Genomic DNA, 13659 nt, shown 5'->3' on the forward strand with positions numbered 1-13659 from the left:
ATGTCGGGGGGACGTCCAACGGCACCTTCACGCTTCTGGGCCACTTCACCTATGACGGCGACCCGGCGGTGGTTGGGGGCGCTTATGCCTACCGGCTCTACCAGGGCGGCGTGACCAATCCGAATGAAGCTGGCTGGAGACCTTCCTTGCCCACGGCAGCGGGATTACCGAGCCAGAACTGGTCGATGAGGACTATGAGGAGGAAAATCAAGCCTTTACGCAATGAAAGCCACTCCGGAGCGCCGAGAACTACACGCTCAGATATTTACCACTATTTCGCCGAGCGAAGACGGATAGTCCCTAGACGTTGCGACACTCGTGAACACCGCCATTGCGGCGCTCTTGCTTGTCGGCATGCTCATGTCCCTTGGTCAGCGGCGACACAATCGGTGAGAGCCGAATTTCGCTAGATTAGCGCGCAAGGCGCTTGCGGGCCGATCCGCGGCATCCATTTCGATCGTGTCGTCGCCACGTTTGAACGTGTAAGATCAGGCCTGCGGTGGTCAAGATTGCTGAGCGACTGGCCGCCAGAACGCCGATGCGAGCTTAGCCTGGTGAGATTCTTCGAACGCAAGAAACTGCCCCTCGCCACAGGCTACAATGAGGAGATTACCGCTGACACTGGGTCCGGCAGAGCACAGTCGGCCGCTGGGCTTTTGATAGGATAGTCACATGGTTTTCCTGCAAACGCCCACGAGCTTGGAGCAGGGGCATGCGGCGATGTTCGAACTGCTTGAGAGCCCGCGCCCGCCGGACGCGGTGTTCTTCCAAACGGACAATCTCGCTCCTGGCGCGACGATGGCCTTCCTCTCGCGCGGCGTTGCCGTGCCATCCGAGGTGGCGATCGCCGGCTTCGGCGATCTTGCCATGTCAGCCCTCCTGCCGGTACTGCTTACAACTGTGAAGGCGCGCCTTGAAGCGCATGGCCGTGAAGCGGCTTCGCTCATTCTTACGCAATTGCGGGCGAGAGGCCCATTTCACCAGTACACGACGTCGGTCACGAGTTGCTGGTCCGGGAGAGCACATGAACGCTTACGTGTGATCTTTGCCTGAACCGCTCTCTTATTCGTCATTCGCGTCAGGCTCGCCCCCTCTTTTTTCCATTTCTGGACATCTTCGATGCGCGATCCCTAAATCAGGCGGAGGTAAAATTTGGTTCACGGCCGTCGAGCTGCATTTACGGTCCTGGTCTGCCCCCAGAAAAGTGGTCCTCCTTGAAGTAGGCTGTTTAGCCTTAGAGAGGACTTTGGAATGCCCAGAAGGAGCACAAGCCGAAGAGAACGTTGCGAAGCTGCGCGAACTGCTTAACGGTAAGATCTTCTAGCCTCGCCGAAGCGAAGGTCATCGTCGAGGCATGGCGGCGCTATAACACCGAGAGAGCGCACTGGTCGCTCGGATATAAGCCACCGGCGCCGGAGGCAATCGTCATGCCCGCGGCACCACCCAGATCGCCTCCGGCATTGGCCCAGAAGCCGATAATGCACTAAGACTGAAACCGAACCACCTCATAGGGCGGGTCAACGAGCTGCTCCTGTGAGCCGAAATGATAGCTCACCGCAGACGCCGTTTTGCCGGCGACTTTAGCAACCCGGCGCGCGGTCAGCTCTTCGATGCTGCAGATCTCGCACAGGAGTTGCTCACATGCGTCTATGAGCCTGGTCTCCCATGGGGTTGACAGAGGACACCCAGGTGAAATTGTGACCTGAAGGTAAGTTGCAAACATTGCTGCTGGATGACACACGCGCCGGTCGAGTAGTCGGTCAAAACTATCCCGTAATCGCCATGTGTACGTGGCGCACGAAGTTCATCCTGCCTGGCATCCTGCCGCTCTTCCAGTCGGCAAGCTGGCTAGGCTGCGATAGCCACATTAAAACGTTTAACAAGCGGCTTGCTCGATGCAGCGGCGCGCATGCGCGGCTTGTATAGGTAACAGGCGAGGAAAACCGCACCTAGCGACGCAGAATGCGATACAAGCTGTGATACAGTTTCATGCGTGACGAAGAGAAAACACAATGAGTTCAGAGTTTATATAGGACATACCATTGCGTCTCGACCGCACCATCTAATCTCCACGCCATCGACATTGCTTCTCTTTTTTTTGGGCGTTTCCCCGCACCTGATGGTCAGGGTGCGGGCGTTGGGCGTTCTTGATCTTTTCAGAGGCGCCCTGCGAGCAGCATTCGGTCGCGCTGCGCGTGTACAGGCTGGCCATGTTCCCGTGGCCGACCGAAGCGCGTCCAGCTCCGTCAGTCGCCTCCGCTTCGGTGGCTTACGTTGCTCCGATCTTGGGGGCGCCATGGGCTGACTTGCCTCCTTTATTACCTGCGCGGCGAAGAAGTTCCCGTCGGCGGGCACCTATCCCCCAACGATGAAGGCGAGATCACCAGTAGGTTCCTTCGCGAAGAGTTTCCTCGAGCGCGGGAAAGATCAGGATGCTAACCTCTATCTTGTCTTCTCGCTTCGGGCCGTTCCCGCCGGTCAGAGGTATTGTCCAAGCGACTTGATGCAGAGGTCCGGACTGGACAGCACTGGAACAGGTGTCTCCTGCTGCAGGCGCTCGGCAAGATGCGCCAGGGAAGCCTGGGCAAGAACGATCACGTCGCATGTCTCCATCATGCGGCGCGCAGCATTGCTGGCGATGCGATCATGCTCATCCCTCTCTCCGCGCATGAGCGCATGGTATGCGTCCTGCTCCAGCGCCGTCACGATTTCCACCGTCCGCCCCAGGTCTTGCGCATGGGTGCGGATCAGCCCGGAGCTGGGCTCCACCGTGCTCGGCGTCGTGCAAAGCAGGCCGATGCGGTTGCCGCGGGCCGCGGCTTCACGCGCCATGGCGTCGTCGATCTTGACGATCGGTATGCCCACGGTCTTGCGGGCGGTGTCGATCGCCGGCGATGTCGAAGAGCAGGTGAAAAGAATCACCGTGGCGCCCGCCTTTTCCGCGAGCTGGGCATGTGCCGTGACGCGGGCGACCAGGCCAGGCGTCTGGCCGTGGCGGATCAGGTCCTGCAGAAGGCTCTCATCCAGCATGTGAAAGGCGTCGGCGCCCGGATAGGCCTCCGCCAGCTTCTGCTTGAAGAGGGGAAGAAGGGTGCCGACGGTGTGCACAACCGCCAGCCGCGTGGTCTTCTCAGTCATCGTGTCGAGCCTCGCTTCTTGCCACTATGATTTCGACGCCCGCCCGGCGGAAAGGCTGAAGCATCTCTTCCCTGGCGCCTTTGGATGTGACGAAAACGTCCACCTTCTCCGGTGTGGCGAAGGCCGCAAAGCCGCTGGTCGTGAGCTTCGTGTGATCCGCCACCACCACCACCCGGCGCGCGATCGCCATCATGCCGCGCTTCAGTTCGGATTCGAACGGGTCCGGGCTGGTGAACCCGCCGGTTGCCGACACTCCCGCCGCGCCGAGGAAGGCGATGTCAACCGCCACGTTCTGCAGCCCTTGCACGGCGCTGAGGCCGACAAGGCTCATGGACAGGGGCGAAAGCTCGCCGCCGATGACATGCACCCGCCAGCCCGGCCGGCGCCCGATCTCCTGCGCAACGAGAAGATTGTTCGTCACCACGGTCAGGTTGCGCCGGGGCTTCAAATGCCGGGCCACGGAAAGCGTCGTCGTGCCGCCGTCGAGAAGCACGACCTGGCCGTCGGCAACAAGCTCTGCCGCGTGCCGCCCGATCGCGTCCTTCTCCGCCTCATTGGAACGCACGCGGAACTCGACCGAGGGCAGCGCCTCGCCCTGCAGGGCGGGGGAGGTGCTGCTCCGGGCAAGGATCGCTCCGCCGCGTACGAGTTGCACCCTTCGGTCGGATGCGAGCAGCTTGAGGTCGCGGCGCACCGTCTCGGCCGAGACGCCGAAACGGGAAGCCGCGTCCGTCACCGTGATCCGCCCCTGCGTCTCGATCTCCGCCAGAACCGCGGCGAGCCGCTCGCTTTGCATGAGTGCTTTTGCGTCCAGGTTCACAGCGCCACCGTTCAACTTCCGTCAGCGGAAAAGATCTGCCTTGCCCGCGCTCAACAGGAAAGATTCGATCTTGTCCGCCACGACATCCTCCACCGCCTTTTCCGCTTTCCGGCGTTGCTCATCCGGGAGCGCGGAGCACTCGGCATTGCTCATCCGGCTCTCGCGGCCAAGCGCGGCGAGCAGGCCCGCCTCGAGATCGGTGGCAATGTTGACCTTGCTGATCCCGCCGCCGGGTAGCGCAATGGCGCGCCGGATCATCTCCGCCGGGACGCCCGAGCCGCCATGCAGCACGAGCTGGACCGGCGTCGCCTCCCGGATGCGCCGGAGGCGCTCGAAATCGATCTTCGGCTGGCGGACGATATAGTGCCCGTGCGCGGTGCCGACCGAGACGGCAAGCGCGTCGACCCCGGTCTGCTCTACGAAGTCGGCTGCCTCCTGAGGGTCCGTGTAGAGCTCGACATCGTCATCCGTCTCCACGTAATCCGTGGTCCCGATCTTTCCGAGTTCCGCCTCGATCGAGACGCCGCGGTCATGCGCCAGCTCCGCCGCTTCCCGAGAAACCGCGACATTCTCTTCGAACGGCTTGGCCGAGCCGTCCATCATCACGGATGTGAAGCCCGCGTCGATTGCCGCCGCGATGACGCTCAGCTCGAACGTATGGTCGAGATGGAGCACGACGGGAACGGTGGGTTGCACCTCGTCCATCCCGCGCCGGAAGGCCTCGCCGAATTCGTGTGGCGTTATCCCGTATCGCTCCATCTCCCGCTGCGAGATCTGGACGATTAGGGGCGAGTTGAGCTTTTCGCCGGCGCGCAGGATCGGGCGGATCATGCTCGTGTAGCGCGGGGCGAATGACCCGACCGCAAAGCCGTTCCTGCAGGCCGTGGCAAGGACCGGCGCCAGCGGAAGGACAGACGGTGCGGATGTGGCGGGAGTGGGCATGGAAAACCTTCTGGCGGCTAGAGGAGGAGGTCGGGCAGGATCGTCACGATCTGCGGGAACAGGACCAGCAGCAGATCGACGATCAGCAGCGGGATCAGGAAGGGCAGGGTCGAGCGCACGATGGCGTGGAGCGGCAGGCCGGAGATGCGCGCCATCACGAACAACACCATGCCAAAGGGCGGCGTGAGCAGACCGATCATCATGGTCAAGACGACGACGACGCCGAAAGCCAGCGGATCGATGCCCGCATTCAGCATGATCGGCAGGAGGACGGGCGTGAGGATGATAATGGCGGCGGTGCCCTCCAGAAAGCAGCCGACGATGAGGAGGAAGCCCACGATCAGCAGCCCGACGACCAGCGGGTCGCTTGAAATTGCGGCGATGCCGTCGACCATGGCATCCGTGAGGCCGGCGCGGGTGACCAGATAACCGTAGATCATGGCCATCGATACGATGAGCATGATCGTGCCGGTGTCGACGGCGGTCTCCCGCATGATGCTGAGCACCTCGCGCCAGGTCGTGATGCGGTAGACGATGACGGCGAGGAAGGTCGCGTAGATGCAGGCGACCGCGGAGGCTTCCGTCGGCGTCGCCACGCCTGAGACGATGCCGCCGATGATGATCACAGGCGTGAGCAGCGCCGGCAGACCGTACCAGAAGCTCTCGGCGAGTTCGCGCACCTGGAAGCGCGAGCCTTCTGGAAGGCCGCGGATACGGGCATAGACGGCGATGTAGACCATCAACGCGGCGCCCATCAGCAGGCCTGGCAGCAGCCCTGCCAGAAGCATTCCCCCGACGGAGACGCCCGTCATCAGCGCATAGATCACCAATGGCACTGAGGGCGGGATGATCGGCCCGATGGTCGAGGAGGCGGCGATGACGGCAACCGAGAAATCATCCTTGTAGCCATTGTCGCGCATGCCCTTCAGTTCGACGGGACCCATGCCCGCCGCATCGGACACGGCGGTTCCTGTCATGCCGGCAAAGATGATGCTGGATATCACGTTGACATGGGCGAGACCGCCTCGCACCTGGCCCACAAGCGCGTTGGCGAAGCGGAAGATCCGCAGCGTGATGCCTCCCGCATTCATGATCTTGCCGGTGTAGATGAAGAAGGGAACCGACAGCAGCAGGAAGTTGTCGAGCCCGGAGACCGCCCGCTGGACCATGAAGCCGGGATTGAAGTCGAAACCCCGCTCCATGAGGGTGACCAGGATCGACGTGCCGGCGATCGAGAAGGCGACCGGAACAGTAAGCGCGAACAAGATGAAGAGATAGCCGACATAGGCAAGGCTCATGATGCCGCCCTCCGGCCGATCAACCACAATGCCACATGCGCGCCGCTGTGCAGCAGCATCAATCCGAAGCTGATCGTGAAGGCCAGATAAGCCCAGCCATTCGAGATCCAGCTCACGGTGGGAAGCGAGGTGTTCCAGCTCGATGCCACCATCGGAATGCTGGCGTAGAAGAGGAAGGCGGTGACGAGGGCGGTTACCACGGACGAGATCAGCGCCAGCCCTCCCGCGGTGCCCGGCCAGAGCGACGGCACGGTGTCGATCACGATCATGGCCCGCTCGTGGAATGCAGCCGAAGCGCCGAGATAGACGACATAGATGAAGAGGAGCCGGCTCACGTCTTCCGTCCAGGGCACGGAGACCTGCAGCCCAAACCGGAAGAAGATCTGCGCGGTAACCAGGAGGAGCATTGCGCCGAAGAGGATACCGATCAGAGTCGATATCCAGCCGGCCACCGTGGCTATTCCGGCGGTGAGCGCATTGTGCGCCCTGCCTGCAGCCGCGCCGGCTCCGTTGATCCTGCCTGCGTCTGACAACCTGGTCCTCCCTCGCATAATAACCCGTCCAGTGACGCTAATCTCACAAAAAACCACATAAAACAACACACGCCCGCGATAATTTGCCTGTACATGAATGTAAATGTTGCCTTTCGTGGATTCAGCGCCTAGAAGAGGACAGGCGCCACGGGAGGTGGCGTGCAATGCCCACGGGCTATCGGGAGGTGAAATATGAAGAGAGGATTCCTCAGGACGATCGGCGCGATCTGCCTTGCCGCCACAGCACTGGCAAGCATTGCCCAGGTGCAAGCTGCAGACGTGACGATCCGTGTGGCCAGCGCCTTCAATGACGGCACGGACATGATCCGCGCAGCCATGCGTTTCGGCGAAATCGTCGAAGAAAAGAGCGGAGGCGCGATCGACGTCCAGTTCTTCGCGAACGGCCAGATGGGCGGCGAAAAGGACAATCTGGAAGCCCTGAAGATCGGCGAGATCGAGATGGGCGTCTTCGGCACTTATCCGATCGTCACGCTGGCGCCCGCCTATTCATTTTTCGACGCGCCCTTCGTTTTCCGCGACAAGGACCACTTCTACGCCGTCTACAAGGGTGAGCTCGGCGACGGGGTAAGAAAGATATTCAAGGAGCAGAACGGCATCCACGAGCTCGGCATCATGGGCCGCGGCTATCGCCACATAACATCGAACAAGCCGATCGAATTCGTTGACGACCTGGCCGGCGTGAAGATGCGCATGGGGCAATCGAAGCCATTCATTGAAGCCTTTGCCGAAACCGGCGCGGTGGTGGTGCCGATTGCCCTGCCGGAGCTCTTTACTTCTCTGAAGCTCGGCGTGGTCTCCGCCTCCGAGGGGCCGTACGATCAGATCTACACATTCAAGCTGCACGAGGCCCAGAGCCATCTGGCAATCACAGGTCACCTCTATGCAACGTCGCTCTGGCTGATGAACCAGGAATTCTATGACGGGCTCTCGGAGGAGCACCGCAAGATTGTCGATGAGGCGGCAGCGGAGGCGCTCGCGCTGGGCGACAAGATGTCCGAGGAGAGCGCGGAGCAATTGCTGGCAAAGCTCCAGGAGGAGGGCATGACCGTCACCAAGCCGGACTATGCTGCTTTCATGCAGAAGGTACGCCCCGCCATCGACAGGCTGTTCGCCCAGGACTGGACGGTCACGACTGCGGCCGCAATCGAGGCGGTGAAGTAACCCAAGGAGGCCGGTTGACGGGGATGGACGTGCTTTCCCGACGGGTCGCATGATGCTGCGACGGCCGCTGCATCCAGCCCGCATCATGTGCCTCGGAGGCATGACGCTCGATCGAGTCTTCCTCGTCGAGACGCTTCCTTCGGGACCCTCCAAAACGATTGCGCACGATTTCATCGAGCGTGGCGGGGGAATGGCTGCGACCGCCGCAGTGGCGGTCGCAGCTCTCGGGGGAGCCGTCAGGCTTCTGAGCCGGGTGGGCGAAGACCTGGCCGGCCAGGCGCTCGTGACCGAACTGGAACGGATTGGGGTCGACACGAGGGGTGTCCTGCGCGTTCAGGGGGGCAGGACCTCCACCTCCGCGGTTCACATCGATTCCGCCGGCGAAAGAATGCTGACGAATTTTCCCGGCGATCTCCCGAGGGATGCCGATTGGCTGCCGCTTTCGGACGTGGCCGCCCAGTCGGCCGTGCTCGCGGATATCCGCTGGCTTGAAGGCGCCGAAGCGCTGCTCGACGCGGCGCGGCGCTGCCGCGTCCCGAGCGTGCTCGATGCGGATGCGGGCGACCCCGCCAGCCTGCGCCGCCTTTGCGCGCGTGCAAACCACGCGGTCTTCTCCGAACAGGGGCTGCGGCAGCTTAGCGGATCGGACGATCCGGAAACGGGTCTCCGCAAGGTGCTGGCAGATGCAGAGCAGGTTATTGGCGTCACCCTCGGCGACCGGGGTTCGCTATGGGTTGCAGGCGGCGACCTGTTTCACGTTCCGGCGCTGAAAGTCGAGGCGATCAATTCCAACGGCGTTGGCGACGTCTTTCACGGCGCCTATACTCTCGCGATCGGGGAGGGCGCCACCGTGCGTGAAGCTGCACGTTTCGCCACTCTTGCCGCAGCGGTCAAGTGCCGGGACATCAGGGGGTGGAACGGAATGCCGAGCCGAGCCGACATCGAGGAACTGCAGGCTGCTCGCGCCGGTGTTGACTGGGCTTCCCCGTGATAGAGAGCTAAACCATGCTGCTTGGCTGCATCGGCGACGACTTCACCGGCTCTTCCGACCTCGCCAACACCTTGGCAAAGGGCGGTATGCGCACCGTGCAGTATACCCGGATTCCGACCGAAAGGGCTCTGCCCGGGGCGCAGGCCGCAGTCATTTCGCTGAAATCGCGCACATGCCCGCCCCCGGAGGCAGTGGCGATGTCGTTGGCAGCCTTGCAATGGCTGCAGGAGCAGGGCTGCCGCCAGTTCTTCTTCAAATATTGCTCCACCTTCGATTCGACGCCGGACGGCAATATCGGCCCGGTGGTCGAGGCGCTTGCGGACCGACTTGGCGTCGACCGCACCATCATCTGCCCCGCTTTTCCCGCGACCGGGCGGACGCTTTACCACGGTCACCTCTTCGTCGGTGACCGTCTGCTCAGCGAGTCGGGGATGGAGCGCCATCCGCTGACGCCGATGACGGATTCCGACATCAGGCGCTGGCTCGCGCGCCAATCCCGCAGCGGGGTTGGTCATATCGACCACAGCATTGTTTCCCAGGGCGCAGAGGCGATCGAGGCCGCACTCGAAGCGCAAGCGCGGAAGGGGCGTCGGCTGATTGTAGTGGACGCCCTTCAGGACAGCCACCTGATGGCCATCGGCGCGGCCTCCAGGAACCTGCGCCTGGTAACCGGCGGCTCAGGCGCGGCTCTGGGCTTGCCGATGAACTTCCGCCGAGCCGGGCTTTTAGGAGAGGGTGGCTCCCGCGCATGGGCAGGAACGCCCGGACCAGCCGCCGTCCTGTCGGGCTCCTGTTCGACGGCCACCCGCAAGCAGATCGCAAGTCACAAGGCCGCATGCCAGCCGACATTCGCGATCAGCGTAGACCAGATCATGGCCGGATCTCTCGAGGCCCAGCATCTGGCCTCCTGGTTCGCCCGCCACCAGGATGCGGTACCGCTTGCTTATTCTTCCGCTGAACCCGATGCGGTGGCCGAAGTGCAAGCCAGATATGGCAGGGAAGCTGCGGCCTCGAAGCTGGAGGCGTTCTTCGCCGACACGGCGAAGCATCTCGTCGCGCAGGGAATCAGGCGGCTCGTAGTGGCTGGCGGCGAAACCTCCGGAGCGGTGGTCGGCGCCATTGCCGGCGAGACGCTCGAGATCGGACCGGAAATCGATCCCGGCGTTCCCATCCTGAAAGTCAGCGGCGCCACCCTTTCCCTGGCGCTCAAGTCCGGGAACTTCGGCAGCGACGACTTCTTCATCAAGGCGGCGGAGATGATGGCGGGATGACGAGCGAAGTCACAAGGCTGCGGGAAGAGATCTGCCTTCTTGCACGATCCATGTTCGACCGCGGCCTGACGCACGGGTCTACCGGCAATATCAGCGCGCGGCTCGCAGACGGCGGCCTGTTGGTTACACCGACGGGGTCATCGTTCGGCAGGCTCGATCCGGCCCGCTTGTCCCGCTTTGACGCGAACGGCCGCCTCGTTGACGGCGACCCGCCGACCAAGGAGATGCCGCTTCACACCGCCTTCTACGAAACGACCGCCGCCGGCGCGGTCGTTCATCTCCACGCGACTCATTCCGTCGCGCTCTCGATCCTTCCCAATACCGATCCCGATGATGTCCTGCCGCCGCTGACGGCGTATTCGGTGATGAAGCTCGGCAAGGTCAAACTGCTGCCGTTCTTCGCGCCCGGCGATCCCCAGATGGGGGCCGCGATCCGCGAGCTCGCCGGCCGCCATCCGGCCGTGCTCCTTGCCCACCATGGCCCGGTCGTCGCCGCCGGCGATCTCAGCGCCGCAGTGGAGGCGATGGAGGAGCTGGAGGCTACCGCGCGTCTGGTCCTCCTGTGCCACGGCCTGAATCCGCGGCGGCTTGCACCCGAACAGATCGACGCCGTGCGCGCCAGGGCTTCGGGTCTCTAGGCGCGATCGGAGCGCGCCGTGGGTGCCTGAGGGAAAGGGACGCTGGCCGCAATGAGTACTGCGGCGGTCAGTAGAATGCGTAGCAGGATGCCTCTCATTGTCCCCTTCGCACTTGCTTTCTTCGGATCGTATCGCCCTGGACCCGGGCCGTACTGTGCAGTCACTTCCAACCGAATGTGGCCGCCTCGGAGGAGTGAGCCGATGTTGCCTCCCTAGGGGAAGCGCTCAGGGGACCGGCTGCGACAGAATTCGCCGCAGCCCAGCGTCGGCTGCGGCACCCCAGTCCTCTAGCTCTGGTGGCGCAGCCAGATCGGGTCGAACTTTCTCCTTGCCGGGAAGGAATTCATAATAGCGCGTCGAGACGCTGACGCCGAGGCCGGAATTGGGCAGGTGGAAACGGCGGACCTCCTGCCAATTGTTTGGCGCCGCGCCGGCTGCTTCGCCCACAAGCAGTGCATTGGTCGTGCGCATGAAGTCGACGGCATTCGTCATGGCCGCCGAGAAAGTCGACCGCCCGATGATGACATACAGAACGCCCCGTCTGTTGAGCCACGGTCGGCGCGCGATCTGATCTATGAAGGCCCGTCCCTTGCTGTAGTCGCCGCCGCTGTTGTCGCGAAGATCGATGATCAGCCGGCGCGGGTGTTCTCCGTCGAGGCCCCGCAACAAAGCTTCCGCCTCGCTCGCCAGATTGCCATAGGAGCGCCAGTTCACGTAGACGCTGCCGTCAGCGAGCCCCTCGGTCCAGAATCCCTGCCCAGCGTTGCGACGCCACAAGGGTAGTCGGGGCTGCGGCGTCGCCAACAGCTTGACTTGGGGTTTCAATTGCAGACGGGTGCTGGTGCCGCCGGGCTTTTCCAACGTGAGCCGCACCGGTCCCGTGCCGCCTGCTCGTACCCCCTCGAGAATCTCGGGGTTGCTCAGCAGACCGGGAATCTCGGCGCGGACATGCTGCCGCGTTTCACCCTGCGGGATGAACGCGCGCATGCGTTCGATCACCTGCGCGATAGGCACGCCGTTCACGGCGATCAAACGCGAGCCCAGCAGGCTTTGATGTGGCGCCGAGATGCCGACAATCCGCACCCCATCCTCGAACCAGTAGAATTCGACCGGCAGGCGTACCGTCCCACTTGGCAGCGCGACCGCGGTATGGCCATCCCCTATGAGGGCGCCGAGCTTGCGAAACTCCAATGCAACTTGGACGCCGCTGAGTCGCGGAATCGCGTTTCGAACGCGTTCCAGCTCGCGCTCGAACTCCTTGCGTGATATGCGGTGAAAGGGCGATCCGTGCTTAGATCGCAAAATTGCGGCCAGGCGATCCAGATCCTCCAGCCATTGCGCACTGGAAATCGTCAGGTTCTGTTCAGGAGCAGCAAAGAACGTTTTGGCGTCAACCGTGGTGAGCCGGGCGGAGATGGTCCCTGGCGCACCGTCCAAGTCGAACGTCCCGGTCAGCGTCGATCCATCGATCCGTAAGAATACCACGCCGCTGCCGCCAACCCCGCGGAACCGTCCTACAATAGTGTCGCCGCCCTGAGCCTCCAGCAGCTCGAACGTGGCATCGGGTATGGACAGCCTTCCAGTGACGGCTTCATCGGATTGGTGTAGCTCGACATGCAACGGCAATGGCGGCAGGGACAAGATTTGCGCTGTGCCCCCGAAGCGAGTGGTGCCGTTCATCTCACCCTGCGCGATAGCGGGATTCGTTACCTTCGAAACGAGCGCAAGAAGTGCCGTCACGGCAATGACGATACGCAAACAACCCTCCTACTTTGTGCTGTGGCATCGATCATCCGGCAACTGCCGCGATCATCGCCCTCCTGATTGATGGAAACTCGGTGCTCTTACCCGACCATTGCAGGGCGCCCTGCGGTTTGTGCAGCAGGGACTAAGGATTCGTGATGAGAGGCCCTGGTGGAGTAGATAATCCCTCAGGCTGGGATCATGCCTCCAGCCATTATTCGTGAATGGGCCAATGGGCGCGCACGAGCTGGCGAATGGACAGGCACGGTCGACTATGACGCGTCAAAGAATTGATCGCCTCAATTCTCTTCAGGGGTGGGCGGCCGACATGGCCGCGTGCATCGTGGCCGGCCTCGCATTTGGCATCGTGGGGCCGTTTGGCACGTTCTTGAACGGGTCTCTCCCAACAGTCATGGCCTATTGGACGGCTGTCCTGATGCTCAGCGGCATCGTGCTAGGTCTCTTCGTAAGGTTTGCCTGCGCGTGGGCTCATTACCGGCGGCTACCCCCCTGGATCTGGATGGCAGGCATACTGATCGTGTCCGCGCCGCCGCTGGCCATCATGAGCCGGACGCTGGCGGTCACGTTGTGGCCGGAAGTAGACACGTCGGTCGGTTGGATCGAGTGGCACGGACAGACCTTGGCCATAAGCGCAATCTGCCTGTTACTGTATGTCGCCTTTCGTTTCCGGACGTTATGGCCACTGCCCAGCCGAGAGGGAGTAGCAGTCGCCCCCCATTGGACCGCGCGCCTGTCGCCTCAACTGCGGCGTAGCGTAATCTGTCTTCAGATGGAGGATCACTACGTCCGCTTTCATACGCGAAGCGGTTCGAAATTGCTGCTCATGCCGCTCGGCCAGGCGATCGCTCAATTGGACGCGGTTGACGGCCTGCAAGTTCACCGATCATGGTGGGTGGCGCGCCATGCTGTCGAGGGCGTCATCCGTGACGGACGCAACCTGCGCCTCCGCCTGACGACAGGCATCGAAGCACCTGTCGCACGCGCGAAAGTTGCCACGCTGCGCTCGGCGGGCTGGCTCCCGCCTGTCCTTCCTATGAGCAACCACCAGGAACGTGACACGGCCTGACTGCTCATGCACGAGT

Annotated in this window: 12 protein-coding genes and 1 pseudogene; 7 read left to right on the forward strand and 6 right to left on the reverse strand. The window is 62.6% G+C overall.

What is annotated here, in order from left to right; genetic code table 11:
* Positions 1 to 672 precede the first annotated feature (672 nt).
* Together RIN79_RS12200 and RIN79_RS12205 are read left to right on the forward strand one after the other, a co-directional pair.
* Positions 673 to 1053, forward strand: a complete 381-nt coding sequence (locus tag RIN79_RS12200; protein ID WP_309084937.1) for a substrate-binding domain-containing protein — start codon at positions 673 to 675, stop codon at positions 1051 to 1053.
* Positions 1054 to 1282: 229 nt separating this feature from the next.
* A pseudogene (locus tag RIN79_RS12205) lies at positions 1283 to 1487 on the forward strand (integrase core domain-containing protein); the annotation flags it as partial.
* 991 nt (positions 1488 to 2478) lie between these two features.
* Here the strand turns inward: RIN79_RS12205 and RIN79_RS12210 are convergent.
* From RIN79_RS12210 to RIN79_RS12230, 5 genes are read right to left on the reverse strand one after another with little or no spacing between them, the layout of a single operon-like run.
* Positions 2479 to 3138 (reverse strand): aspartate/glutamate racemase family protein, encoded by a 660-nt coding sequence (locus RIN79_RS12210; RefSeq protein WP_309084938.1) that lies wholly within the window; start codon positions 3136 to 3138, stop codon positions 2479 to 2481.
* Positions 3131 to 3958: a DeoR/GlpR family DNA-binding transcription regulator gene (locus RIN79_RS12215; RefSeq protein WP_309084939.1), complete on the reverse strand. Its 828-nt coding sequence runs from the start codon at positions 3956 to 3958 to the stop codon at positions 3131 to 3133. The genes RIN79_RS12210 and RIN79_RS12215 overlap by 8 nt, the downstream gene beginning before the upstream one ends.
* Positions 3959 to 3979: 21 nt before the next feature.
* A complete protein-coding gene (locus tag RIN79_RS12220; protein ID WP_309084940.1) occupies positions 3980 to 4900 on the reverse strand; it encodes a class II fructose-bisphosphate aldolase in 921 nt (306 codons plus the stop codon).
* 17 nt (positions 4901 to 4917) lie between these two features.
* Complete coding sequence (locus RIN79_RS12225) at positions 4918 to 6198, reverse strand: TRAP transporter large permease (RefSeq protein ID WP_309084941.1); 1281 nt, start codon at positions 6196 to 6198, stop codon at positions 4918 to 4920.
* Positions 6195 to 6731: a TRAP transporter small permease subunit gene (locus tag RIN79_RS12230; RefSeq protein ID WP_309084942.1), complete on the reverse strand. Its 537-nt coding sequence runs from the start codon at positions 6729 to 6731 to the stop codon at positions 6195 to 6197. The genes RIN79_RS12225 and RIN79_RS12230 overlap by 4 nt, the downstream gene beginning before the upstream one ends.
* Positions 6732 to 6923: 192 nt before the next feature.
* Between RIN79_RS12230 and RIN79_RS12235 the strand changes: the two genes are divergently transcribed.
* The 4 genes from RIN79_RS12235 (at position 6924) to otnC (ending at position 10813) form a co-directional block, all read left to right on the forward strand.
* Positions 6924 to 7913, forward strand: coding sequence for a TRAP transporter substrate-binding protein (locus tag RIN79_RS12235; RefSeq protein ID WP_309084943.1), 990 nt, complete (start codon positions 6924 to 6926; stop codon positions 7911 to 7913).
* 85 nt (positions 7914 to 7998) lie between these two features.
* Positions 7999 to 8904 (forward strand): PfkB family carbohydrate kinase, encoded by a 906-nt coding sequence (locus RIN79_RS12240; protein ID WP_309085021.1) that lies wholly within the window; start codon positions 7999 to 8001, stop codon positions 8902 to 8904.
* A 14-nt stretch (positions 8905 to 8918) separates the two neighbouring features.
* Positions 8919 to 10175, forward strand: a complete 1257-nt coding sequence (otnK, locus tag RIN79_RS12245) for a 3-oxo-tetronate kinase (protein ID WP_309084944.1) — start codon at positions 8919 to 8921, stop codon at positions 10173 to 10175.
* A complete protein-coding gene (gene otnC, locus RIN79_RS12250) occupies positions 10172 to 10813 on the forward strand; it encodes a 3-oxo-tetronate 4-phosphate decarboxylase (RefSeq protein ID WP_309084945.1) in 642 nt (213 codons plus the stop codon). Before otnK ends, otnC begins: the two co-directional genes overlap by 4 nt.
* Positions 10814 to 11038: 225 nt before the next feature.
* On the opposite strand, the gene RIN79_RS12255 is transcribed toward otnC, so the two are convergent.
* Positions 11039 to 12571 (reverse strand): hypothetical protein, encoded by a 1533-nt coding sequence (locus RIN79_RS12255; protein WP_309084946.1) that lies wholly within the window; start codon positions 12569 to 12571, stop codon positions 11039 to 11041.
* A gap of 313 nt (positions 12572 to 12884) precedes the next feature.
* On the opposite strand from RIN79_RS12255, the gene RIN79_RS12260 reads away from it, so the two are divergent.
* Positions 12885 to 13643 (forward strand): LytTR family DNA-binding domain-containing protein, encoded by a 759-nt coding sequence (locus tag RIN79_RS12260; RefSeq protein ID WP_309084947.1) that lies wholly within the window; start codon positions 12885 to 12887, stop codon positions 13641 to 13643.
* The last annotated feature ends 16 nt before the right edge of the window (positions 13644 to 13659 follow it).

Origin of the sequence: Chelativorans sp., assembly GCF_031180965.1 — a bacterium.
Taxonomy (GTDB): domain Bacteria; phylum Pseudomonadota; class Alphaproteobacteria; order Rhizobiales; family Rhizobiaceae; genus Chelativorans.

What these genes read in the sequence shown, in the direction of transcription:
- RIN79_RS12210 (WP_309084938.1), bottom strand. Translation starts at nt 3,138, where the DNA reads ATGACTGAGAAGACCACGCGGCTGGCGGTTGTGCACACCGTCGGCACC.
- RIN79_RS12235 (WP_309084943.1), top strand. Translation starts at nt 6,924, where the DNA reads ATGAAGAGAGGATTCCTCAGGACGATCGGCGCGATCTGCCTTGCCGCC.
- RIN79_RS12220 (WP_309084940.1), bottom strand. Translation starts at nt 4,900, where the DNA reads ATGCCCACTCCCGCCACATCCGCACCGTCTGTCCTTCCGCTGGCGCCG.
- RIN79_RS12240 (WP_309085021.1), top strand. Translation starts at nt 7,999, where the DNA reads ATGTGCCTCGGAGGCATGACGCTCGATCGAGTCTTCCTCGTCGAGACG.
- otnK (WP_309084944.1), top strand. Translation starts at nt 8,919, where the DNA reads ATGCTGCTTGGCTGCATCGGCGACGACTTCACCGGCTCTTCCGACCTC.
- RIN79_RS12225 (WP_309084941.1), bottom strand. Translation starts at nt 6,198, where the DNA reads ATGAGCCTTGCCTATGTCGGCTATCTCTTCATCTTGTTCGCGCTTACT.
- otnC (WP_309084945.1), top strand. Translation starts at nt 10,172, where the DNA reads ATGACGAGCGAAGTCACAAGGCTGCGGGAAGAGATCTGCCTTCTTGCA.
- RIN79_RS12260 (WP_309084947.1), top strand. Translation starts at nt 12,885, where the DNA reads ATGGCCGCGTGCATCGTGGCCGGCCTCGCATTTGGCATCGTGGGGCCG.
- RIN79_RS12200 (WP_309084937.1), top strand. Translation starts at nt 673, where the DNA reads ATGGTTTTCCTGCAAACGCCCACGAGCTTGGAGCAGGGGCATGCGGCG.